This window comes from Pseudomonas sp. TMB3-21, assembly GCF_054898145.1.
Genome location: NZ_CM142718.1, coordinates 1,481,755 through 1,504,728 on the forward strand (window position 1 = coordinate 1,481,755; position 22,974 = coordinate 1,504,728).

General features: G+C 59.3%; 23 protein-coding genes. 12 read left to right on the forward strand and 11 right to left on the reverse strand.

Annotated features, from left to right (window positions below):
- Nucleotides 1-29 precede the first annotated feature (29 nt).
- Nucleotides 30-680: a hypothetical protein gene (locus tag ACYZTS_RS06880; RefSeq protein WP_028619865.1), complete on the reverse strand. Its 651-nt coding sequence runs from the start codon at nucleotides 678-680 to the stop codon at nucleotides 30-32.
- Between the two features lie 370 nt (nucleotides 681-1,050).
- On the opposite strand from ACYZTS_RS06880, the gene coxB reads away from it, so the two are divergent.
- The 4 genes from coxB to ACYZTS_RS06900 all read left to right on the forward strand — a co-directional run bounded on the left by coxB (nucleotide 1,051) and on the right by ACYZTS_RS06900 (nucleotide 5,410).
- Nucleotides 1,051-2,178, forward strand: coding sequence for a cytochrome c oxidase subunit II (gene coxB, locus ACYZTS_RS06885; RefSeq protein WP_461994929.1), 1,128 nt, complete (start codon nucleotides 1,051-1,053; stop codon nucleotides 2,176-2,178).
- A gap of 82 nt (nucleotides 2,179-2,260) precedes the next feature.
- On the forward strand, nucleotides 2,261-3,847 hold the full coding sequence (ctaD, locus tag ACYZTS_RS06890) for a cytochrome c oxidase subunit I (RefSeq protein ID WP_028619867.1): 1,587 nt from the start codon (nucleotides 2,261-2,263) through the stop codon (nucleotides 3,845-3,847).
- Between the two features lie 98 nt (nucleotides 3,848-3,945).
- Nucleotides 3,946-4,497, forward strand: coding sequence for a cytochrome c oxidase assembly protein (locus ACYZTS_RS06895; RefSeq protein ID WP_461994931.1), 552 nt, complete (start codon nucleotides 3,946-3,948; stop codon nucleotides 4,495-4,497).
- A 25-nt stretch (nucleotides 4,498-4,522) separates the two neighbouring features.
- Complete coding sequence (locus ACYZTS_RS06900; RefSeq protein ID WP_461994933.1) at nucleotides 4,523-5,410, forward strand: cytochrome c oxidase subunit 3; 888 nt, start codon at nucleotides 4,523-4,525, stop codon at nucleotides 5,408-5,410.
- 92 nt (nucleotides 5,411-5,502) lie between these two features.
- On the opposite strand, the gene ACYZTS_RS06905 is transcribed toward ACYZTS_RS06900, so the two are convergent.
- Nucleotides 5,503-5,706 (reverse strand): twin transmembrane helix small protein, encoded by a 204-nt coding sequence (locus ACYZTS_RS06905; protein WP_461994935.1) that lies wholly within the window; start codon nucleotides 5,704-5,706, stop codon nucleotides 5,503-5,505.
- 71 nt (nucleotides 5,707-5,777) lie between these two features.
- Here ACYZTS_RS06905 and ACYZTS_RS06910 point away from each other — a divergent pair, with 71 nt between their 5' ends.
- From ACYZTS_RS06910 to ACYZTS_RS06930, 5 genes are read left to right on the forward strand one after another with little or no spacing between them, the layout of a single operon-like run.
- Nucleotides 5,778-6,518, forward strand: coding sequence for an SURF1 family protein (locus ACYZTS_RS06910; protein WP_461994937.1), 741 nt, complete (start codon nucleotides 5,778-5,780; stop codon nucleotides 6,516-6,518).
- Nucleotides 6,484-7,077, forward strand: coding sequence for a hypothetical protein (locus tag ACYZTS_RS06915; RefSeq protein WP_461994939.1), 594 nt, complete (start codon nucleotides 6,484-6,486; stop codon nucleotides 7,075-7,077). Before ACYZTS_RS06910 ends, ACYZTS_RS06915 begins: the two co-directional genes overlap by 35 nt.
- 10 nt (nucleotides 7,078-7,087) lie before the next feature.
- Complete coding sequence (locus ACYZTS_RS06920; protein ID WP_461994941.1) at nucleotides 7,088-8,167, forward strand: COX15/CtaA family protein; 1,080 nt, start codon at nucleotides 7,088-7,090, stop codon at nucleotides 8,165-8,167.
- Nucleotides 8,155-9,054: a heme o synthase gene (gene cyoE, locus ACYZTS_RS06925; RefSeq protein ID WP_461994943.1), complete on the forward strand. Its 900-nt coding sequence runs from the start codon at nucleotides 8,155-8,157 to the stop codon at nucleotides 9,052-9,054. The genes ACYZTS_RS06920 and cyoE overlap by 13 nt, the downstream gene beginning before the upstream one ends.
- Complete coding sequence (locus tag ACYZTS_RS06930) at nucleotides 9,051-9,686, forward strand: SCO family protein (RefSeq protein WP_461994945.1); 636 nt, start codon at nucleotides 9,051-9,053, stop codon at nucleotides 9,684-9,686. Before cyoE ends, ACYZTS_RS06930 begins: the two co-directional genes overlap by 4 nt.
- A 146-nt stretch (nucleotides 9,687-9,832) precedes the next feature.
- Here the strand turns inward: ACYZTS_RS06930 and ACYZTS_RS06935 are convergent, their stop codons facing one another.
- From ACYZTS_RS06935 to ACYZTS_RS06945, 3 genes are all read right to left on the reverse strand, one after another.
- Nucleotides 9,833-10,603, reverse strand: a complete 771-nt coding sequence (locus ACYZTS_RS06935; protein WP_461994947.1) for a MetQ/NlpA family ABC transporter substrate-binding protein — start codon at nucleotides 10,601-10,603, stop codon at nucleotides 9,833-9,835.
- Between the two features lie 73 nt (nucleotides 10,604-10,676).
- Nucleotides 10,677-11,351 carry a methionine ABC transporter permease gene (locus tag ACYZTS_RS06940; RefSeq protein WP_150581135.1) on the reverse strand — a complete coding sequence of 225 codons (675 nt, stop codon included), beginning with the start codon at nucleotides 11,349-11,351 and terminating at the stop codon, nucleotides 10,677-10,679.
- Nucleotides 11,351-12,358 (reverse strand): methionine ABC transporter ATP-binding protein, encoded by a 1,008-nt coding sequence (locus ACYZTS_RS06945; protein ID WP_461994950.1) that lies wholly within the window; start codon nucleotides 12,356-12,358, stop codon nucleotides 11,351-11,353. Before ACYZTS_RS06945 ends, ACYZTS_RS06940 begins: the two co-directional genes overlap by 1 nt.
- A 240-nt stretch (nucleotides 12,359-12,598) precedes the next feature.
- On the opposite strand from ACYZTS_RS06945, the gene katE reads away from it, so the two are divergent.
- Nucleotides 12,599-14,761 (forward strand): catalase HPII, encoded by a 2,163-nt coding sequence (gene katE, locus ACYZTS_RS06950; protein WP_461996367.1) that lies wholly within the window; start codon nucleotides 12,599-12,601, stop codon nucleotides 14,759-14,761.
- Nucleotides 14,762-14,895: 134 nt separating this feature from the next.
- Here katE and ACYZTS_RS06955 read toward each other — a convergent pair whose 3' ends face one another.
- Genes ACYZTS_RS06955 through zur form a run of 4 tightly spaced genes read right to left on the reverse strand, consistent with a single transcriptional unit; the run spans nucleotide 14,896 to nucleotide 17,698 of the window.
- Complete coding sequence (locus tag ACYZTS_RS06955) at nucleotides 14,896-15,612, reverse strand: PA5502 family lipoprotein (RefSeq protein ID WP_461994952.1); 717 nt, start codon at nucleotides 15,610-15,612, stop codon at nucleotides 14,896-14,898.
- A 37-nt stretch (nucleotides 15,613-15,649) separates the two neighbouring features.
- Nucleotides 15,650-16,438, reverse strand: a complete 789-nt coding sequence (znuB, locus tag ACYZTS_RS06960; protein WP_461994954.1) for a zinc ABC transporter permease subunit ZnuB — start codon at nucleotides 16,436-16,438, stop codon at nucleotides 15,650-15,652.
- A complete protein-coding gene (gene znuC / locus ACYZTS_RS06965) occupies nucleotides 16,431-17,216 on the reverse strand; it encodes a zinc ABC transporter ATP-binding protein ZnuC (protein WP_461994956.1) in 786 nt (261 codons plus the stop codon). The genes znuB and znuC overlap by 8 nt, the downstream gene beginning before the upstream one ends.
- Complete coding sequence (gene zur, locus ACYZTS_RS06970; RefSeq protein WP_028619883.1) at nucleotides 17,216-17,698, reverse strand: zinc uptake transcriptional repressor Zur; 483 nt, start codon at nucleotides 17,696-17,698, stop codon at nucleotides 17,216-17,218. Before zur ends, znuC begins: the two co-directional genes overlap by 1 nt.
- A gap of 66 nt (nucleotides 17,699-17,764) precedes the next feature.
- On the opposite strand from zur, the gene znuA reads away from it, so the two are divergent.
- A complete protein-coding gene (znuA, locus tag ACYZTS_RS06975) occupies nucleotides 17,765-18,703 on the forward strand; it encodes a zinc ABC transporter substrate-binding protein ZnuA (protein WP_461994958.1) in 939 nt (312 codons plus the stop codon).
- A gap of 117 nt (nucleotides 18,704-18,820) precedes the next feature.
- Here the strand turns inward: znuA and ACYZTS_RS06980 are convergent, their stop codons facing one another.
- Nucleotides 18,821-19,771 carry a homoserine kinase gene (locus ACYZTS_RS06980; protein ID WP_461994960.1) on the reverse strand — a complete coding sequence of 317 codons (951 nt, stop codon included), beginning with the start codon at nucleotides 19,769-19,771 and terminating at the stop codon, nucleotides 18,821-18,823.
- Nucleotides 19,772-19,829: 58 nt separating this feature from the next.
- Entirely contained in the window at nucleotides 19,830-20,120 is a 291-nt protein-coding gene (locus tag ACYZTS_RS06985) for a DUF2782 domain-containing protein (RefSeq protein WP_461994962.1), read from the reverse strand.
- Nucleotides 20,121-20,194: 74 nt separating this feature from the next.
- Here ACYZTS_RS06985 and polA point away from each other — a divergent pair, with 74 nt between their 5' ends.
- Nucleotides 20,195-22,966, forward strand: coding sequence for a DNA polymerase I (gene polA, locus ACYZTS_RS06990; RefSeq protein ID WP_461994964.1), 2,772 nt, complete (start codon nucleotides 20,195-20,197; stop codon nucleotides 22,964-22,966).
- Nucleotides 22,967-22,974: the final 8 nt, after the last annotated feature.

The window sequence follows — 22,974 nt, forward strand, 5'->3', positions numbered from 1 at the left end:
TCCCACAGGGGTATCGGTGGTCCTGAATGTCAGGCAGCCGGCTGATCCAGCTCCAGACTCAACCCCAGTCGCCGCGACATGCACGGCCAGCGTTTCCACGCGGCGCCGGTGTCGGGACTGCTGAGTTTCTCGCGGTAGGCTTCCACCGACTCCAGCGCAAAGCTCTCGTCGTCGAGCATTTGGTCTATTGCGTGATGCACGGCCTCATCGAGCTGGTTGGCGAATTCTTCGCCGATCAACTGGTGTGCAATAAGGTTGGCCACCGTCATGTCCAATGGGATCAACGGCTGGTCAAAATGCTTGATGTACAGATCGTTTACCTCTTCAACAAAGCGATGCGCCAGGTACGCTTCATCCAGCAGGCTGTCGAGGCCGACGTGACCGGCCATGATCGTCGGCGGCTGAAGGAAATATTGCTCGGCAATTTTCAGCACCGGTTTGATCTGCGATTCGATACCCGCTTCCTTGGCCACTTCATTGGCTGCATCCAGCAGATCAGGCACTTCATCGATGTAAGCGGCGACAAAACGCGTCAGCACGCCATTGGCATCAGCTTCCGGTAATTGGATCGAGGGGTGGAGATGAGGCAGTTTGCTTTCCAGCTGACGGGTCAGCAGGCCGGTCTCGGCTTCATGTTGTTGGGCTTTTTGGATCTGCTCGCGCAATGCGGCGGTGTTCATGAAAACTCCAGGAAACAATGGCAATGAAATAGGAAAAACATAACTTAGCTGGCTTACGAAGAATGCTAAGACGCATTTGTCATAATTGTTTCATCCTTGAGACATCTCCGTTATATCCATTTACCGCCACTCGTCTGCATCCTTCTCCATTCGTGACCTTGAGCGCAAGTCACAGACGTTTCAGATCATTTGCGCGAGCACATTGCGAGGTGCCGGTCGCTGTCTATACTCGGGTTGGAATGGAGTTAGCTGATGACGCCCGACTGCACACGCAGCAAGGCCCGGCAATCAAGTTCGTAGTCTGATGCAGCCGCTCCCTTGCCGCAGGTGAAAGCCGGCGGGATAACAAGAACGATAAGGGGAACCCGCAATGATGCGACATCCACATGTCTGGATGGGCCTCCTGTTGTGGTCGATTTTCAGCCCTGCGCACGCCGCATGGACTGTGAATATGGCGCCGGGAGCGACTGAAATCAGTCACGCAGTGTTTGACCTGCACATGATCATTTTCTGGATCTGTGTGGTGATCGGCATCATCGTCTTCGGCGCCATGTTCTGGTCGATGATTCTCCACCGTCGCTCGACCGGGCAGGTGGCCGCTAAATTTCATGAAAACACGACCGTAGAAGTGCTCTGGACCATCGTGCCCCTGTTGATTCTGGTGGTCATGGCGGTGCCTGCGACAGCGACCCTGATCCAGATGTATGACAGCAGCGAGCCGGATATCGATATCCAGGTCACAGGCTATCAGTGGAAGTGGCATTACAAATATCTGGGCCAGGACGTTGAGTTTTTCAGCAATCTGACCACCCCCGCCGACCAGATCCACAACAAGGAAGCCAAGGGCGAGCACTATTTGCTCGAGGTCGACAACCCGCTGGTGCTGCCGATCGGCGCCAAGGTGCGCTTCCTGGTGACCTCCGCCGACGTGATCCACTCCTGGTGGGTCCCGGCCTTCGCGGTCAAACGCGATGCTATTCCCGGGTTCGTCAATGAAGCCTGGACCCGTGTCGACAAACCCGGCATCTACCGCGGCCAATGTGCCGAGCTGTGCGGCAAGGATCATGGCTTCATGCCGATCGTGGTCGAGGTCAAGGAACAGGCCGATTACGAAAAATGGCTCGGCGAGCGCAAGGCCGAAGCCGCTCAACTCAAAGAGCTGACCAGCAAGGAATGGACCCTCGAAGAGCTCAAGGAGCGCGGCGACAAGGTCTATCACACCACTTGCGTGGCCTGTCACCAGGCTGAAGGCCAAGGCCTGCCGCCAATGTTCCCGGCACTCAAAGGCTCGAAAATTGCCACCGGCCCGATCAAGGATCACCTGGATATTGTCTTCCACGGCAAGCCCGGCACGTCGATGGCAGCGTTCGGCAAGCAGCTCTCGGAAGTTGATATCGCTGCGGTCGTGACCTACGAACGCAACGCCTGGGGCAACAACAAGGGTGACATGGTCACGCCCAAAGAAGTGCTGGAACTGAAACAGGCGGAAAGCAAATGACCCGGTCTATTGCGCACTTCAGGAACCGGCCGGGGCACTGCGCCCCGACCTGCCCAGCCCATCTGTTTACAGGAGACAAGCCATGAGCGCCGTCATCGATGACCACGGTCATGCCGGCCACGCCCACGGCCCAGCCAAAGGCCTGATGCGCTGGGTGCTGACCACCAACCACAAGGACATCGGTACGCTGTATTTGTGGTTCGCGTTCACCATGTTCCTGCTCGGCGGTTCGTTTGCCATGGTAATCCGCGCCGAACTGTTCCAGCCCGGACTGCAAATCGTCCAGCCGGAATTCTTCAACCAGATGACCACCATGCACGGCCTGATCATGGTGTTCGGTGCGGTGATGCCGGCGTTTGTCGGGCTGGCCAACTGGATGATCCCGTTGATGATCGGCGCGCCGGACATGGCCCTGCCGCGCATGAACAACTTCAGTTTCTGGCTGTTGCCGGCGGCATTCGGGATGTTGATCTCGACCTTGTTCACCGCCGGTGGCGGGCCGAACTTCGGCTGGACGTTCTACGCGCCGCTATCGACGACCTACGCCCCGGAAAGCGTGACGTTCTTCATCTTCGCCATCCACCTTATGGGGATCAGTTCGATCATGGGCGCGATCAATGTGGTCGCGACCATTCTCAACCTGCGCGCCCCCGGCATGACGCTGATGAAAATGCCGCTGTTCGTCTGGACCTGGCTGATCACCGCATTCCTTCTGATTGCAGTGATGCCGGTGCTGGCCGGGTGCGTGACGATGATGCTGATGGACATCCACTTCGGCACCAGTTTCTTCAGTGCCGCCGGGGGTGGTGACCCGGTGCTGTTCCAGCATGTGTTCTGGTTCTTCGGCCACCCCGAGGTGTACATCATGATCCTGCCGGCCTTCGGGGCGGTGAGCTCGATCATCCCGGCCTTTTCGCGCAAGCCGTTGTTCGGCTACACCTCAATGGTCTATGCCACGGCCGCCATCGCGTTCCTTTCGTTCATCGTTTGGGCGCACCACATGTTCGTGGTCGGCATTCCATTGGTGGGCGAATTGTTCTTCATGTACGCGACCATGCTGATCGCGGTGCCCACGGGGGTCAAAGTGTTCAACTGGGCCAGCACCATGTGGCAAGGCTCGCTGACCTTCGAGACACCGATGCTGTTTGCAGTGGCGTTCGTGATTCTGTTCTCCATCGGCGGCTTCTCCGGCCTGATGCTGGCCATCGCCCCGGCGGATTTCCAGTACCAGGACACGTACTTTGTGGTGGCGCACTTCCACTACGTATTGGTGCCCGGCGCAATATTCGGGATTTTCGCGTCGGCCTATTACTGGCTGCCGAAATGGACCGGCCACATGTATGACGAAACGCTGGGCAAGCTGCATTTCTGGTTGTCTTTCGTCGGCATGAACATGGCGTTCTTCCCAATGCACTTTGTCGGCCTGGCCGGCATGCCGCGGCGGATTCCGGACTACAACCTGCAATTCGCCGACTTCAACATGGTCTCCTCGATCGGCGCCTTCCTGTTTGGCGCCACGCAGATCTTCTTCCTGTTTATCGTGATCAAGACCATCCGCGGCGGCGAGCCGGCACCTGCCAAACCGTGGGATGGCGCGGAAGGTCTGGAATGGAGCGTGCCGTCACCGGCGCCGTATCACACGTTTACAACGCCGCCGGAAGTGAAATGAATACGGTAGAGGACGAAGCCAATGTGGTGAGGGGATTTATCCCCTCGCCACAAGGGCATCACCGGTTCCAGCAAAAACATCGGTGGAGGGTTTAAATCATGGCTGACTCGATCTCGATGAAAAAGCTGATCACCCGCCTGTTGCTGGTGGTGGTGGCCATGTTCATTTTCGGGTTCGCCCTGGTGCCGATTTACGACGTGATGTGCAAGGCGTTCGGCATCAACGGCAAGACGGGGGGGCAGTACCAGGGCGAACAAACGGTCGACACCTCGCGGCAGGTACGCGTGCAGTTTCTGTCGACCAACTCCGCCGAAATGACGTGGAATTTCTACCCCAAGAGCGATGAGCTGACCGCCAATCCCGGAGCAGTCAACGAGATGGTCTTCATCGCTCACAACCCGACCGACAAGCCGATGAGCGCCCAGGCCGTGCCGAGTATCGCGCCGAGCAACGCGGCGGCGTATTTCCACAAGACCGAATGTTTTTGCTTTACCCAGCAAGTGTTGCAACCCGGTGAGCGGATCGAGATGCCCGTGCGGTTCATCGTTGATCGCGACATGCCCAAGGAAGTGAAGCACCTCACGCTGTCCTACACGCTGTTCGATATCACCGCCCGACATCCACCGGTGGCAGTCAACACTGGCGGCTGAGCGTGCCCGATAAGGAGAACAATAAATGGCAACTCATGAGCATTATTACGTTCCGGCGCAGAGCAAATGGCCGATCATCGCCACGATTGGCCTGTTCATCACGGTGTTCGGCCTGGCGACCTGGTTCAATGATCTGAAGGCGGCGCGGCCGGAATCCAACGGCCCGCTGATTTTCTTCGTCGGCAGCCTGCTGGTCGCGTACATGTTGTTCGGCTGGTTCGGCACGGTCATAAAGGAAAGCCGTCAGGGCTTGTACAGCCCGCAGATGGACCGCTCGTTCCGCTGGGGCATGGGCTGGTTCATTTTCTCCGAGGTGATGTTCTTTTTCGCCTTCTTCGGCGCGCTGTTTTATGTGCGCGTCCTCGCCGGTCCGGCGTTGGGGGGTGAGGGGGCCAAAGGCGTTGCACACATGCTCTGGCCGGCATTCGAGTTCACTTGGCCGCTGCTCAACAATCCGGACCCGAAACTGTTCCCCGCGCCCACAGGCGTGATCAGCCCGTGGGGTTTGCCGCTACTCAACACGGTGTTGCTGGTGAGTTCCAGCGTCACCATCACCTTCGCCCACCATGCCTTGAAAAAAGGTCACCGCGGCGCGCTGAAACTCTGGCTGGCCATTACGGTTTTGCTGGGCTGCGCGTTCCTCGGCTTCCAGGTCGAAGAGTATGTGCACGCCTATAAAGAGTTGGGCCTTACTCTGGGCTCCGGCATTTACGGCGCGACATTCTTCATGCTCACCGGATTCCACGGCGCCCACGTGACCATCGGCACCATCATTCTGTTCGTGATGCTGATGCGCATTCTGCGCGGACACTTTGACAACGAGCACCAGTTTGGCTTTGAGGCGGCGAGTTGGTATTGGCACTTCGTGGACGTGGTGTGGATCGGCTTGTTCTTCTTCGTTTATGTGCTTTAGAAGCAGCCGCAAGCCGCAAGCCGCAAGCTCCAAGCCTCAAGTTTAAAGCGCACGAAGCTTGAGGCTTATAGCCTGCAGCTTGCAGCTTGCAGCTACCAGGGAACCTGGGACACCAGCTGGCCGCTGAAGAATCCCCAGGCGATCAAGCCTACTGTAATGGCGGCCAGGGCCACACGAACACTCAAGGCAATGACGAGGCGGTTCGAGCTGCTGTCGTCCTTGACCAGAAAAAACAGGCCGCTGAACAGGCTGACAACCGTGGCAAACAGCATCACGCCGATGACTGTTTTGAGCATGGCGAAACTCCCGGGGGAAAGGCGATGCACTTGAGTATAGCTATCGCGACCAACGACTTTCTGGCGACGTCATGAAGCGCTTTCGCCCGGGCGTCGTGCCAACCCTGGTGGTTGCGATCCTGCTGCCGTTAATGGTGGCGCTCGGTTGCTGGCAACTGAGCCGGGGAGCGGAAAAAACCGCGCTGCTGCACACCTATGCCGAACGCCGGGTAGCCGAACCGATGGCGAGCAATGCGCTGCCGGGGCTTGAAGATCCAGCCTTTCGCCGTGTGCGTTTGCACGGCCAGTTCGATGCAGCGCACAGTTTGCTGCTGGACAACCGCCAGCGGGGCGGCAAGGTCGGCGTGGAATTGCTGCAGCCCTTTCAGGATCAAGCGACCGGGCTTTGGATACTGGTCAATCGCGGCTGGTTGCCCTGGCCGGATCGGCGCACGCCGCCGCCATTCACCACGCCTGAACACGCGCTGAGTCTCGACGCCTGGGTGTACGTGCCGCCGGGCGCCACGTTCCAGCTGCATGCCGACCCGAACAGCGCCACTTGGCCGCAACTGGTCACCGCCATCGAGCCGGCCCGGCTATGGGCGACGCTCGAACGTGAAGGTTTTGCCCACGAATTACGCGCTGAATCCGGCGCCGTCACGTATCAGGCCGATTGGCCGGTCGTGGCCATGGGCCCGGAAAAACACCTCGCTTATGCCGTGCAATGGTTCGCCATGGCGATCGCCCTGCTCGGCCTCTATCTCTATCTCGGCTGGCACAACGCAAAGGAGAAACACCATGGGAGCGGCCATGAATCCACCCAGCATGTCTGAGGCGAAAACGCCGTTGAACCGGCGCAAGGGACGCCTGCAGTTGTTGCTGATTCTGTTCGGCGTCGTCGGTCCGATGATCCTCGCCACCGGCATGTACAAGCTGCAGTTCTGGGTGCCGGAGGGCCGCAGCTATCACGGTGAACTGATCGGCAATGGCCAGACCCGCGCCGACCTTGGCGTGCAGGCGCAGGAGGAGCGCTGGCAACTGTTGGTCACTGCTCCAAAAGGCTGCTCGGTGGACTGTCAGCAACTGGTGTATATGGCGCGACAAATCCAGATCGGCCTCGGCCGTGAAGCCGGACGCGCCACCCACGCATTGGCCGCGGCGCAACCGCTCAGCAGTGATTACGACGCCAAGCTGACACGCGAGTATCCGCAATTGCAGCGTTACCCACTGGACCTCACCACGTTCAGCAAGGCCACAGGCGATCAGGCGGTGCCGCAGCTGTGGATCATCGACCCTCACGGCAATCTGGTGCTGCGCTACGAGCCGACGGTCAAAGGCAAGGACCTCCTCAACGACCTGCGCCACCTGTTGAAACTGTCGAACATCGGATAAGGGCATCGTCATGGCCAAACCTGGATTTCGCCTCGCGCTGTTTGCCACGCTGCTGGCACTGATTGTGGTGTTGCTCGGCGCTTATACCCGCCTGACCCACGCCGGCCTTGGCTGTCCGGACTGGCCCGGGTGTTACGGCTTTATCAGCGTGCCGAAAAGCGAAGCCCAACTGGCCCATGCCGAATTGCATTTTCCGGACGCTCCGGTCGAAGCTCACAAGGGCTGGAACGAGATGATCCACCGCTACTTCGCCGGCACACTCGGCCTGCTCATTGCAGTGCTGGCCGGACGCGCCTGGATGCATCGGCGTGATCCCGGCCAACCGGTGAAGTTGCCGTTGTTTTTGCTGGCGGTGGTAATCGCTCAAGCGGCATTTGGTATGTGGACGGTGACGCTCAAGCTATGGCCGCAAGTGGTCACCGGGCATTTGCTTGGCGGTTTTGCGACCTTGAGCCTGCTGTTTTTGCTGACCTTGCGATTGTCTGCGGTGCTGCCAGCGCTCACCGTGCCCAGACGCTTGCAGCACTGGGCGACGGCCGCCCTGCTGCTGGTGATCGGGCAGATTGCCCTCGGCGGCTGGGTCAGTTCCAACTATGCGGCGGTGGCCTGCATCGATTTCCCGACCTGCCACGGCGAATGGCTGCCACCGGCGGACTTTGCCAACGGTTTTCACCTGACGCAACACATCGGCCCCAACTACCTCGGCGGACAACTGGACAGCGATGCGCGCACCGCAATTCATGTGACTCACCGTATCGGCGCGCTGCTGGTGACACTGGTGCTGCTGGGTTTGGCATGGCAGCTGAAAGTGGTCGGCATGAGCCGTCTGGCCAAACTGGTGCTGATTGCCCTCGCTGCGCAAATCATGCTCGGCATCAGCAACGTGCTGTTTCACCTGCCGCTGCCAGTGGCGGTCGCGCATAACGCCGGTGGCGCCGCCCTGTTGCTGACGATGGTGCTGGTCAATTATCACGCGCGAACCAGCCTGGTTCGGGTCAAGCAACAGCGCTTCGCCCGCTGGCGATTCAGTCCGCGTAAACACTCGGCCGGGCCCATAACAATAAAAGGAGAAATGCCATGGCGACTCTGATTGGCGAACGTCCCACCCAGGCGATCTGGCGTGATTACCTGGAGCTGACCAAGCCAAAGGTCGTGGTGCTGATGCTGATCACCTCGCTGGTCGGCATGTTTCTGGCGACCCGCGCCGGGGTGCCCTGGACGGTGCTGGTGTTCGGCAATCTGGGCATCGCGCTGTGTGCGGGTGGTGCGGCAGCGGTGAATCATGTGGTTGACCGGCGCATTGATGCGGTGATGGCGCGCACCCATAAACGGCCCTTGGCTGAAGGCCGGGTATCACCCGCCGCCGCGCTGACCTTCGCACTGGTATTGGCGCTGCTGGGGCAAGCCTTGCTGCTAACCTTCACCAATCCGCTGACGGCCTGGCTGACCCTTGCCTCATTGCTCGGGTACGCGGTGGTGTACACCGGGTTCCTCAAGCGCGCGACGCCGCAGAACATTGTCATCGGCGGCCTCGCCGGTGCCGCCCCGCCGCTGCTCGGCTGGACGGCGGCCACCGGTCATATCAGCGCCGAACCGCTGTTGCTGGTGCTGATCATTTTTGCCTGGACGCCGCCGCACTTCTGGGCGCTGGCGATCCATCGCAAAGAGGAATACGCCAAGGCCGACATTCCCATGCTGCCGGTCACTCATGGCGAGCACTACACCAAAGTGCACATTCTGCTTTATACCTTCGTGCTGCTGGCCGTGAGCCTGCTGCCGTTTGTGATCCACATGAGCGGCATGCTCTACCTGATCTGTGCACTGGCACTCGGCGCGCGGTTCCTGCAATGGGCCATCGTGCTGTACCGTGGCACTCGGCCGCACGCGGCGATCAACACCTTCAAGTACTCTATTTACTACTTGTTCCTGCTGTTCATCGCGTTGCTCGTAGATCACTACTTACTGTTGAACCTATGACTCGAACCCAGAAAACCGTCTTCATTCTCGTCGCCCTGGTCGCACTGATCCTCGGCCTGACCATCAACAAAGTGCTGTCCGGCAAAGCCCAGGGCGATCCGACGGCGCTGATCGACGCCGGGATTATCCTGTTGCCGCAAAGCCGCAATCTGCCTGACGTGAAGATGACCGATCAGGACGGCAAAGCGGTGCAGGTCAACGAGTTGAAAGACAAGTGGAGCCTGCTGTTCTTCGGCTACACCTTCTGCCCCGACATCTGCCCGACCACCCTCGCCCAGTTGCGTCAGATCAAAAGCGAACTGCCAGCAGACGTCAGGGACAAGTTGCAGATCGTTCTGGTGAGCGTCGACCCGAACCGCGACACGCCCAAGCAACTAAAGCAGTACCTCGGTTACTTCGATCCGCAGTTCATTGGCCTGACCCCGCCCTCGATCGAAGACCTGCAAAAGTTCGCCAACGCGGTGAGCATCCCGTTTATCCCGGCGGACACCAGCAAGCCTAATTACACGGTAGATCACAGCGGCAACCTGGCAGTGATCGGCCCGGACGGCACGCAGCGCGGGTTTATCCGGGCGCCGTTGAATAACGCCAAGTTGGTCGCGCAATTGCCGGTGATGCTGAAGCGACAGTAACGACACACACTTGTAGGAGCCGGCTTGCTGGCGATAGCGATTTCACCGACGCCATCGCCAGCAAGCCGGCTCCTACAGACTCGGTATTTCAGGCATAAAAAAATGGGACGCAATCAATGCGCCCCATTTTTAGTTACCGCTGCAAATCAGAACGCCGGCACAACCGCGCCTTTGTACTTCTCGATAATGAACGCTTTGACTTCCGGGCTGTGCAGCGCGGCGATCAGCTTCTGCATTGCAGCGCTGTCCTTGTCTTCCGGGCGCGCCACCAGGATGTTCACGTATGGCGAATCGCTGCCTTCGATGACCAGTGCATCCTTGGCCGGATCGAGCTTGGCTTCCAGCGCGTAGTTGGTGTTGATCAGCGCCAGGTCGACCTGGGTCAGCACGCGCGGGATGGTCGCGGCTTCCAGTTCACGGAATTTCAGGTCCTTGGAGTTCTCGGTGATGTCCTTCAAGGTCGACAGGATATCGTTCGAGTTCTTCAACTTGATCAAACCAGCCCGCGCCAGCAGCAACAGGGCACGGCCGCCATTGGTGGCGTCGTTCGGGATTACCACGTTGGCGCCGCCAGGCAATTCGGTCAGCGCCTTGTACTTGCTCGAGTAAGCGCCCAACGGCTCAAGGTGCACGCCGGCAACCGATACCAGGTTGGTGCCCTTGGCCTTGTTGAACTCATCGAGGTACGGCTGGTGCTGGAAGAAGTTGGCGTCGAGGCGTTTTTCGGCCACTTGCACGTTTGGCTGAATGTAATCGGTGAAGACTTTAACCTTCAGGTCGACGCCTTCTTTAGCCAGAGCCGGTTTGATGAATTCGAGGATTTCCGCGTGCGGGACCGGGGTGGCCGCTACAGTCAGGGTGTCGGCGTGGGCGGAAAAAGCTGCAACGGCAGCAAATGCGACGAGTAATTTTTTCATTCAGCTAACTCCATGTGGGTGCCCGCTTGGCACCTGCCAGCGAATGGCCGGCTCATGCATTTCATTAAAAAGCTTACTTACGTGAAAAGTGGACGACCAACTTGTCGCCCACGGTTTGCAGCACTTGAACCAGTACCAGCAACAACACCACAGTAACGACCATCACGTCAGTCTGAAAACGCTGGTAGCCGAAACGGATCGCCAGGTCACCCAAGCCGCCCGCGCCGACCACACCGGCCATGGCAGTGTAGGAAACCAGTGTAATCGCTGTCACTGTAATCGCCGCGAAGATGCCGGGGCGCGCTTCCGGAAGCAGCGCATTGGTGATGATCTGCCGCGTGGTCGCGCCCATGGCCTGGGTCGCTTCGATAATGCCGCGATCAACTTCGCGCAGGGCGGTTTCCACCAGTCGCGCAAAGAACGGCGTGGCGCCCACCACCAGTGGCGGGATGGCGCCGGCAACGCCCAGGGATGTGCCGGTAATCAGCACCGTGAACGGAATCATCACGATCAGCAGAATGATGAAGGGCAGCGAACGCAGAATGTTCACCGCTAGCGACAGCATCGCGTAAATGCCTTTGGCTTCGAGCAACTGGCGCGGGCTGCACAGGAACAACAGCACGCCCAGCGGCAGGCCCAGCAGCACGGTGAACAGCAGCGAACCGAACAACATCAGCAGCGTGTCGCCAGTGGCCAGCCAGATTTCGAACCAGTCGATGTTGGCGAAGAATGTGGTCAGGGCTTCCATCAGCGCAGCACCTCCATGTGGACATCGGCAGCGGTGAAGCGGGCAAACGCCGCCTCCATGTCGCCACCGGTGACCGCCAGGGTCAATTGGCCGTAAGGCACGTCTTTGATGCGGTCGATGCGACCGGCGAGGATGCTGTAATCCACACCCGTTTCCCGAGCGACGGTGCCGAGCAGCGGCGCGTAGGTCGCTTCGCCTTGGAACGTCAGACGCACAATGCGACCCGGCACGTGGGCGAAGTCATCACGCTGCTCGCTTTCATCGATCTGCTCGCTTTCCTGCACGAAGCGCTTGGTCGTCGGGTGTTTCGGGTGCAGAAACACTTCAGCGACCGAGCCTTGCTCAACGATCACGCCAGCGTCCATGACCGCTACCTGATCGCACACGCGACGGATTACGTCCATTTCATGGGTGATCAGCACGATGGTCAGCTTCAGCTCGCGATTGATCTCGGCCAGCAGTTGCAGGACCGACGCAGTGGTCTGCGGGTCCAGCGCGCTGGTGGCTTCATCGCACAACAGAATTTTCGGCTTGGTCGCCAAGGCTCGGGCGATGCCGACACGTTGCTTCTGACCGCCAGATAACTGCGCGGGGTATTTTTTCGCGTGATCAGACAGGCCGACTCGCGCCAGCAGCTCTGCGACGCGCAGGTCGATCTCGCTACGCGACAGCTCGCCGGCCAGAGTCAACGGCAGTGCGACGTTGTCAGCCACGGTCTTGGAGGCCAGCAAATTGAAATGCTGAAAAATCATCCCGACCTGCTGACGGAAACGCCGCAGGCTGTTGGCATCCAGCGCGGTAACTTCTTCGCCGTCGACGAAGATTTTGCCGCCACTGGAGTTTTCCAGGCGATTGATCAGACGCAGCAGGGTACTTTTTCCCGCACCGGAATGGCCGATCAGGCCGAAGACCTGACCGTTTCCAATCGACAGACTGGTCGGGTGCAGGGCGGGAATATCCCTACCGGCGACGCGGTAGGTTTTGTGGACGTTTTGAAACTCGATCACGTAGCGAACCTTGTGGGGCGCGTTGGAAAAGGATCAGCGGTTAGCCGGGCGCGCATTTTAGCCTGTCCGTATAGAGGTTCTTAGCATTTATTTCGCATTGAACCTGCCATTTGGCAATAACGCGATCAAAGGTAAGAAAAAAAGGAACGGCGCAAAAGGTCATCAGTCATTAATAAAGCAACTCACACCGCCCCCGGTGCCGTGACCGGGGTATGGACAAGCTTCCTGGCTACGACGGGAATCGCAACGAGGAGTTTACGACCGATGAGTACAAAAAAACCTGGCGCCCCAACAAGCGCGTTGGCCGGGACCGACACCCTGGACCGCAGCAACACCAATGCCAAGCTGGAAAGCCTGGAACAATTTCGCTCCGATGCCACCGATCAGGCCCTGCGTACTAACCAGGGTGTAAAGATCGCCGATAACCAAAACACCTTGAAAGTCGGTGCCCGTGGCCCATCGCTGCTGGAAGATTTCATCATGCGTGAAAAAATCACGCACTTTGACCATGAACGCATTCCAGAGCGCATCGTGCATGCCCGCGGTACCGGAGCTCACGGCTATTTTCAGAGCTACGACAATCATTCCGTGCTGACCAAGGCCGGCTTCCTGCAAGACCCGGCGAAAAAGACCCCGGTGTTCGTACGCTTTTCCACGGTGCAGGGCCCACGCGGCTCGGGCGATACCGTGCGCGACGTACGCGGTTTTGCCGTGAAATTTTTCACCGACGAAGGCAACTTTGATCTGGTCGGCAACAACATGCCGGTCTTCTTCATTCAGGACGCGATCAAGTTTCCTGACTTCGTGCACGCGGTAAAACCTGAACCGCACAACGAAATTCCAACCGGCGGCTCGGCTCACGACACCTTCTGGGACTTTGTCTCGCTGGTGCCGGAATCGGCGCACATGGTTATCTGGGCGATGTCCGACCGGGCGATCCCGAAAAGCCTGCGCAGCATGCAGGGCTTCGGCGTGCACACGTTCCGTCTGATCAATGCCGAAGGCAAATCGCGCTTCGTCAAATTCCACTGGCGCCCATCTGCCGGTACCTGCTCGCTGGTCTGGGATGAAGCCCAGAAACTGGCGGGTAAAGATACCGATTACCACCGTCGCGACCTGTGGGAAGCGATCGAGATGGGCGATTATCCGGAATGGGAACTGGGCGTACAGATCGTCGAGGAGGAAAACGAACATTCTTTCGATTTCGACATCCTCGACCCCACCAAAATCATTCCCGAGGAAATCGTCCCGATCACGCCACTGGGCAAAATGGTGCTCAACCGTAACCCGGACAACTTCTTTGCCGAGGTCGAGCAGGTCGCGTTTTGCCCTGGTCATATCGTGCCGGGCATCGATTTTTCCAACGATCCGCTACTGCAGGGTCGGCTGTTATCCTACACCGATACGCAGATCAGCCGACTCGGTGGGCCGAACTTCCATGAAATCCCGATCAACCGTCCGGTCGCACCGTTCCACAACGGTCAGCGAGATGCGTTGCATCGCACTACGATCGACAAGGGACGCGCTTCTTACGAACCGAACTCCATCGACGGCGGCTGGCCGAAAGAAACACCACCTGCTGCACAGGATGGCGGTTTCGAGTCGTACCCGGAGCGCATCGACGCGAACAAGATTCGTCAACGCAGCGAATCGTTCAGTGACCACTTCTCGCAGGCACGGCTGTTCTTCCACAGCATGAGCAAGCACGAGCAGGAACATATCATTGCGGCTTACAGCTTCGAGCTGGGCAAAGTCGAGCGTGAGTACATCCGCGCCCGTGAAGTGAACGAGATTCTCGCCAACATTGACCTGGAACTGGCGGCTCGCGTTGCTAAGAACCTTGGCCTGCCAGCACCAAAAGCAGGCACCGTCGATGTGCCGAAAACCTCTCTGGACCGTTCGCCGGCGCTGAGCCAGGCCAACCTGCTGCCGGGCGACATCAAGACTCGTAAAGTTGCGATTCTGGCGGCTAACGGCGTCGATGGCGCGGCAATCGATGCAATGAAGGCTGCGCTGAAAGCAGAAGGCGCGCATGCCAAATTGCTCGGCCCGACCTCGGCGCCGGTGACCACGGCGGACGGCAAAGCGCTGCCAGTTGATGCGTCGATGGAAGGCATGCCGTCTATTGCGTTCGATGCGGTATTCGTTCCGGGCGGCGCGGCGTCGATCAAGGCGTTGAGCGGTGATGGCGTCGCGTTGCACTACGTGCTCGAAGCGTACAAGCACCTGAAAGCGATTGCCCTGCATGGCGAGGCCAAGCAGTTACTGGATGTGCTGAAACTGGAAGTCGATGCGGGACTGGTCGTGGGCACGGATGCGAGCCTGATCAAGCCGTTCTTCGCTGCGATTGCACAGCATCGGGTCTGGGATCGCGAACCTAAAGCCAAGGCTGTTCCGGCTTAAGGTTTTGCTGCGATAGCAAGGACGCTTTCGCGAGCAGGCTTGCTCCCACAATTCATCTCAGTGGCTCACAATTGTGTAAGCCGGAGGTCAAATGTGGGAGCGAGCTTGCTCCGGGCGGCGTTCCGACGATGCTCTTACGGTTTACGCGGACTCAATACCATCTGCACCGGAATATTGCGCAACAACTGCTTCTCCAGGTTCAGCTCGAACGCTGAATCCAGCCTCTTCACACGCTTGTTCAGCAATGTCGTCAACCAGGGGAAATCCTGTTTGCGCGGTGCCTGAATACTCACATCACACTGATAATTCACCACGTCGGCCGCGATCGCGTCCAACTGCCGGCGAAGCTTGGCCATGTCAGTAAGATTCAATGCCACCGTGGTGCTTTCTGCGGTCGGATCGATCACTTTCGCCGGCGGTTTGGCTTCGGCTGCCTGCAGCGCGGCTTCAGCTTTTTCCAGCTCGGCTTTGCGTGCTTCTGCAATGGCTCCGTTCACTCCACCCGTCAGCGCTGGAGCCTTGGGCATCAATACCCGGGCGCGGCTCAGCGCTGTGGCGGCGGCGTTGACGTCACCTTTCTGCAGAACGATCTGGCTGCGGCGCAGATAGGCTTCAGCCAATTGCCGCTGGTATTGCTCAAGGGATTGATCATTCGGTGATTCGGCCTGCAAAGCGGCCAACTGCCCTTCGGCGGTGGCTAACTCGCTGCTGGCCAGGCTTTGCTCCAGCTGCGCGATGGCCGTGGCCCGCGCATCGGGGGCTTCAGTAGCCGCCGGTGGCGTGCTTTGGCAGGCACCCAGTAGCAGAGAAAATGCGACAAGGAGCAGATAACGGGAGGCGAACGGCTTCATTCCTGCGACTCTCTATTTGCGCAAAAAACGAGCAAGTCTACACCCCTCGACGGGGCAGGACAAAACTCAGCAAAAACAACCCGGCCGCCGCTACCACAATCGATGGGCCGGCCGGGGTGTCCTTGAACCAGGACAAGGCCAGCCCGCCACACACGGCGAGCATGCCCAGCAGGCTCGCGCCCAGGGCCATCTGCTCCGGCGACCGGGCGTGACGTTGTGCCGCAGCGGCCGGGATGATCAAGAGCGAGGTGATCAACAACACACCGACAATCTTCATTGCCACCGCAATGACCACGGCGATCAACAGCATCAGGATCAGGCGCAAGGCCGGTACCGGCAAGCCTTCCACTCTGGCCAACTCTTCATGCACCGTGATTGCCAGCAGCGGTCGCCACATCGCCACCAAGACCCCCAGAACCGCCGCGCTGCCGCCGAGTATCCACGCCAGGTCGCTCGGGCTGATCGCCAGCAGGTCGCCGAACAGATAGGCCATCAGGTCGATCCGCACTTCGTGCATGAAGCTTAGTACTACCAGGCCCAAAGAGAGCGTGCTGGGTGCGAGAATTCCCAAAAGCGTGTCGGACGCCAGCGGCTGGCGCTGTTGTAAGGTGACCAGCAACACCGCCAGCAGCAGGCAGCCTACGGTCACGGCCACCGTCGGACTGACGTCCAGCAGGAATCCCAAGGCCACGCCAAGTAGCGCGGCATGCGAAAGGGTGTCGCCAAAATAGGCCATGCGCCGCCAGACCACGAAGGAACCCAACGGCCCCGCGACAACCGCCAAAGCCAGACCTGCAAGCAGGGCGTAAAGCAGAAAATCAGCCATGCTTGCAGCCATCTCCGTGAACGTGGGTTTGGGCCGCCGGGGCCGTAGTGACGACCGAGCCATGCAGATCGTGGGCGTGATCGTGATGGTGGTGATAAATCGCCAGGCTTTGCGCGTTCTTGCCGAACAGCTCGACGAAGGCCGGGTCGCCGCTGACTTGCTCAGGGTGTCCGGAGCAGCATACGTGGCGATTGAGGCAAACCACTTGGTCGGTGGTGCTCATCACCAAGTGCAAATCGTGGGAGACCATCAACACGCCACAGCCGTGACGATCGCGCAACCGGGTAATCAGGCTGTAAAGCTCGGCCTGACCGGCGACGTCGACACCTTGCACGGGCTCGTCGAGCACCAGTAGTTCGGGTTCACGCAACAGCGCCCGCGCCAGCAGCACCCGCTGCATTTCACCGCCGGAAACACTTTGCACCGGGCTGTCGATCACGTGTTCGGCGCCGACTTCTTTCAGTGCAGCCTGGGCGCGAGCGCGGTCGACCCCCGGCACCAGGCGCAGGAAGCGCAGAACCGACAGCGGCAACGTCGGATCGACGTGAAGTTTTTGCGGCATGTAACCGACGCGCAATTTCGGCTTGCGCCAGACGCTGCCGTTGTTGGGCTTCAACAAGCCGAGTACGGCGCGCACCAGCGTGGTCTTGCCGGCGCCGTTAGGGCCGATCAAGGTGACAATTTGCCCCGGCTCAACGCTCAGCTGAATATTATCCAATACGTTTTGTCCGGCAAACGTAACGGTTACGTGCTCGAGACGAATCAGAGCGTCGCTCATCAAGCCCCCTGGCAGCCCGAGCAGAGACCGACCACTTCAACCGTCTGGCTTTCCACGATGAAGCCAACATCCAGAGCGCTGCTGACAATCGCGTCGCTGATGGATTTCTGTTCCAACTCGATGGCGGCGTGGCATTCGCGGCAGATCAGGAACTGGCCCTGATGCGCGTGCTCCGGGTGGTTGCAGCCAACAAAGGCATTCAGCGAGGAGATACGGTGCACCAGGCCGTTTTCCAGGAGGAAATCCAGCGCACGGTAAACAGTCGGCGGTGCGGCGCGGCGACCGTCCTGCTCACTGAGCACGGCAAGGATGTCGTAGGCGCCCAACGGCTTGTGACTTTGCCAGACCAGTTCCAGCACCCGCCGACGCAGCGCGGTCAGGCGCAGGCCTTGACGGGCGCACAAGGCATCGGCCTCCGACAGAGCGCTGTGAACGCAATGAGAGTGGTCGTGGGGACGGCTGGCTATCGGAGTTTTTGGCATGGGCGGCGACGAGTTTTGTGAGAGACGTTATTATGTTACCCGTTCTCGCCTCTTCGAGTGGTCATCGTGTCCCGACTTTTTTCCGTGTTTGTCGCTTTTCTCGCAAGTTTCTTACTGATTGGCGCAGCCCATGCCGAGGTCAAGGTCCTGACCAGCATCAAGCCGCTGCAGCTGATTGCTGCAGCGGTGCAGGACGGCGTGGCGATTCCGCAAGTGCTGTTACCACCGGGCGCTTCACCCCATAACTACGCGCTGCGCCCTTCCGACGTACGGAAGGTGCAATCGGTCGATCTGCTCTATTGGATCGGTCCGGACATGGAGGGCTTCATGCCGCGCGTGCTCAATGGGCGGACATTGCCGAGCGTTGCAGTGCAGGATCTCCCAGGCATGAAACTTCGCCGTTTCGCCGAAGATAGCCACTCCCATGCGGAAGAAACTGATGACCATGACCATGACCATGACCATGACCACGATCATCGTCCCGGCACCCTGGATGCGCACCTGTGGTTATCCCCGGTCAATGCTCGGGTGATCGCAGCGAAAATGGCGGCTGACTTAAGTGCTGTCGATTCCGCCAACGCAGCGCGCTACCAAAGCAACCTGAAAGCATTCGATGAGCGTCTGGATGCGCTGGACCTGCGTTTGAAGGCGCGTCTGGCGGGGATCGCGGGCAAACCTTATTTCGTTTTCCATGAAGCGTTCGACTATTTCGAAGAGGCTTACGGCCTCAAGCATGCCGGTGTATTCAGTGTCGCCGCAGAGGTTCAGCCTGGCGCCCAGCACGTAGCGGCAATGCGCACACGATTGCAGGAAGTGGGCAAGACGTGCGTGTTCAGTGAGCCGCCGCTGCGTCCACGTCTGGCGGAAACGCTGGTGGCGGGGTTGCCGGTGAAACTGGCAGAACTGGATGCGTTAGGCGGATACACGCCAGCGACTGCTCAGGGGTATGAGCAGGTGCTGGAGAAGTTGGGGAATGAGCTGGCGGGGTGCCTGGAGTCGTTGTAGTGCAGTAAGTTGTGTCGACTCCAATCGCGGGCAAGCCACGCTCCCACAGGGTTTATGTCGTTCGCCAATGGTGTGAACGACACAAACCTGTGGGAGCATGGCTTGCCCGCGATGCTTTTAAAGGGCGAAAGGCAACGGCGTACTGACCTTCTGCCGTTGCGCCAGGCGCCGCTGAAACTCCTGCGGGTCATGAATCAATACGTCCTGGCCGGCAAACGATTCCGCCGCAATCAGGCGCGACAACCAGAATCGTACACAAGCCACGCGCAGCATGGTCGGCCACAACTCGGCCTCGGCCGCCGTGAACGGACGCAGTGCCGCATACGCTCCCAGCAACGCCCTCGCCCGCGGCCCGTCGATGACGCCGTCGTCGTCCGAGCACCAGTCGTTCAACGCAATGGCCACGTCGTACAACATCGGCCCTGAGCAGGCATTGTAGAAATCGATCAAACCGGTCAGGTGTGTGCCTTCAAACATCGCGTTGTCGCGGAAAAGGTCGGCGTGGATGTTGGCGCGTGGCAATGCCAGGATTTTCGCTTTCTGCTGTGCGATTTCTTCCAGCGCCCGCTGCAACAGACCTTGCTGCTCGTCATTCAGATGCGAAAGCAGCTGCGTGCCCTCTTCCTGCATCCAGTCCAGGCCGCGATCGGTTTTGCGCTTGATCATGTTGTCGCGCGTCGCCAGGTGCAGGTGACCCAGCAATTCGCCGACCTGAGCGCAGTGCTGCGCATTGGCCTGTTTGATGTGTTTACCAGCCAGGCGCGGCTGCAACAGGGCAGGCTTGCCGGCGAGCTCACGCAAGGCGACGCCATCAATGGTGCGCAACGCGTAAGGCACCGGCAGGTCGGCGCCATGCAGCACGTCGAGCAGCTCGATGAAGAACGGCATTTCCTGTACCGGACCACGCTCCACCAGCGTCAGGACAAACTCGCCCTGCTCCAGGCTGATGAAGAAATTGGTGTTTTCGCTACCGGCGGCAATCCCCTGGAAATCAAGCAGGCGGCCGAGCCCGTAAGGGGCGAGAAAGGTTTCCAGCTCGGGCCGAGCCAGCGGGGTGAACACAGACATGTTTAAACTGCCAGTACGGGCGCCGCTGCTTGAGCCAACGCCGGTTGAGATTAAGAACCTATTTCCACTCGAAAATCTTCCACGACGGTATCAGCATATCCGGCTGATCCGAGCGGATGAAATTCGCATCGGTACCGTCTGCACGCACCAGAAAATACGGCGGTGCGCCCTTCGGCGTGACCTTGATTGCATACAGAAATCCGTTTTGGCGGTATTCCTGAATAACCTTGTCCCCTTCCGTGCGGATTGTGACGTCAGGTTCGGATGTCGGCGCATCATCGGCAGCCATGACAGCCAGCGGTGCGATTGCAAACAAGCCAGCCAGCAGCAAGCGATTTAGTGTGCGCATGATAACCTTGTCCCTTTGTCGTCAATGGTCCCGCTATTCTAGCGCCGGACCCGCCGAAAAGGTTGATCGTGCTCATGAGCCAAGCCCCCCTCGTCCTGGTGGACGGTTCTTCTTACCTCTATCGCGCCTTCCATGCGCTGCCACCGCTGACCACGTCCAGAGGACTGCCGACCGGTGCGGTCAAGGGCGTGTTGAACATGCTCAAGAGTCTGCGCAAGCAGTACCCGGACAGCCCGTTCGCCGTGGTGTTCGACGCCAAGGGTGGGACGTTTCGCGATGACATGTACGCTGAGTACAAGGCCAATCGGCCGAGCATGCCCGACGACATGCGCGTGCAAATCGAGCCGCTGCACCAGAGCGTCAAGGCACTGGGCTTTCCGCTGCTGTGCGTCGATGGCGTCGAGGCCGATGACGTAATCGGCACCCTCGCCCGCAGCAGCGCGGCGGCTGACCGACCGGTGGTCATCTCCACCGGCGACAAGGACATGGCGCAGCTGGTCGACGGGCACATTACCTTGGTCAACACCATGACCGGTAGCGCGTTGGACGTAGAAGGCGTGAAAGAGAAATTCGGCGTCGCTCCCGAGCAGATCATCGATTATCTGGCGCTGATGGGCGATTCCTCCGACAACATCCCGGGGGTGCCAGGCATCGGGCCGAAGACGGCTTCCGGCTTGCTGATGGGCGTCAACGGTGGCCTGAAAGAGCTTTACAAGCAGCTCGACATCGTGCCGACGCTGCCGATTCGCGGCGCAAAAACCCTGGCGGCCAAGCTTGAAGAGCATCGCGAGATGGCCTTTCTCTCTTATCAATTGGCGACGATCAAAATCGACGTGCCGTTGGATATCGGCCTCGATGACCTGCAGATGGGCCAGCCCGATCACGACAAACTCGCCGAGCTTTACGCCCTGCTGGAATTCAAGAGTTGGTCCGACGAAAACCAGCGCGACGCCAAGCGTTCCGGCCAGGAGATTGTCGAAGTCGCCGAGGAGCAGCCGGCGGATGCGGTCGAAGCCCAATACGAAACCATCCTCGATCAGGCGCGCTTCGACGTCTGGCTGGACAAGCTCGAGAAGGCGCCGCTGATCGCCCTCGTGACCGAAACCAACGGTATCGATGCGCAGCACGCGCAATTGGTGGGGCTGGCGTTTTCCGTCGCAGCCAACGAAGCGGCCTACATCCCGCTGACTCATTCCTACATGGGCGTGCCGGATCAGCTGGACCGTGACAACGTGCTGCGGGCCCTCAAGCCGCTGCTGGAAAACCCGCAGAAGCTGAAAGTCGGCCAGCATGCCAAGTTCGAAACCAACATCCTTGCCAACTGCGCAATCGGTGGTGATCAGGCCAACGGGATTCTCGTTCAGGGCATTGCCTTCGACACGATGCTTGAGTCCTACGTGCTTGATTCGACCGCCACCCGTCACGACATGGACAGTTTGGCGCTGAAGTACCTGGGACAAAGCAAAACCGATATTCAGGACATTGCCGGCAAGGGTGTGAAACAGCTGAGCTTCGATCAGATCTCGCTGGAGCTGGCCGGTCCGTATGCGGCTGAAGATGCCGATGTCACGTTCCGTCTGCACCTGGCGCTGCAGGAAAAACTGGCGGCAACGCCGAGCCTGGGCAAGGTGCTGAACGAAATCGAAATGCCATTGATGCCGGTGCTGGCGCGGATTGAACGCCAGGGCGCACTTGTCGATGCCAACCTGTTAGGTATCCAGAGCGTCGAATTGGGCGAAAAACTGGTGGCGCTGGAGCGTGAAGCCTTCGCCATCGCCGGTGAGGAGTTCAACCTTGGCTCACCGAAGCAATTGGGTGTGATTCTCTACGAAAAGCTCGGCTTGCCGGTGCTCAGCAAAACCGCCAAGGGCCAGGCTTCCACGGCCGAAGCGGTGTTGGCCGAACTGGCCGAGCAGGACTACCCGCTACCTAAAGTGCTCATGCAATATCGTTCGCTGAGCAAACTCAAGAGCACCTATACCGATCGCCTGCCTGAACAGATCAATTCTCGCACCGGCCGTATCCATACAACTTATCAACAGGCCGTCGCCGCCACCGGGCGCTTGTCGTCGATTGATCCCAACCTGCAGAACATTCCTATCCGTACCGCCGAAGGCCGACGGATTCGTCAGGCGTTCGTCGCACCAAAAGGCTACAAACTGTTGGCCGCCGACTACTCGCAGATCGAACTGCGGATCATGGCGCACCTGGCCAAGGACGAGGGTTTGCTGCACGCCTTTCGTAACGACCTCGATGTGCACAGGGCCACAGCGGCGGAAGTGTTCGGGGTTGAGCTGGCAGATGTCAGCACTGATCAGCGCCGGAGTGCCAAGGCGATCAACTTCGGTTTGATCTACGGCATGAGCGCATTTGGTCTGGCCAAGCAGATCGGCGTGGATCGCAAGCAGTCCCAGGCCTATATCGACCGCTACTTCACCCGTTATCCCGGCGTGCTGGAGTATATGGAACGCACCCGCGCGCAAGCTGCCGAGCAGGGCTTCGTTGAAACCATCTTCGGCCGTCGCCTGTACCTGCCGGACATCAATGCGAAGAACCCGGCCTTGCGCAAAGGCGCCGAACGCACCGCGATCAACGCGCCGATGCAGGGCACCGCTGCGGACATCATCAAGAAGGCCATGGTGGCTGTGGATAACTGGCTGACCCTGTCCGGTCTGGACGCCAAAGTCATCTTGCAGGTGCACGATGAATTAGTGCTCGAGGTGCGGGAAGACCTGGTTGACAAGGTTCGCGAGGAAATTCGCTTGCACATGAGCCAGGCCGCGAAGCTTGATGTGCCGCTGCTGGTGGAAGTGGGCGTGGGGAATAACTGGGACGAAGCGCACTGATCGCGTTG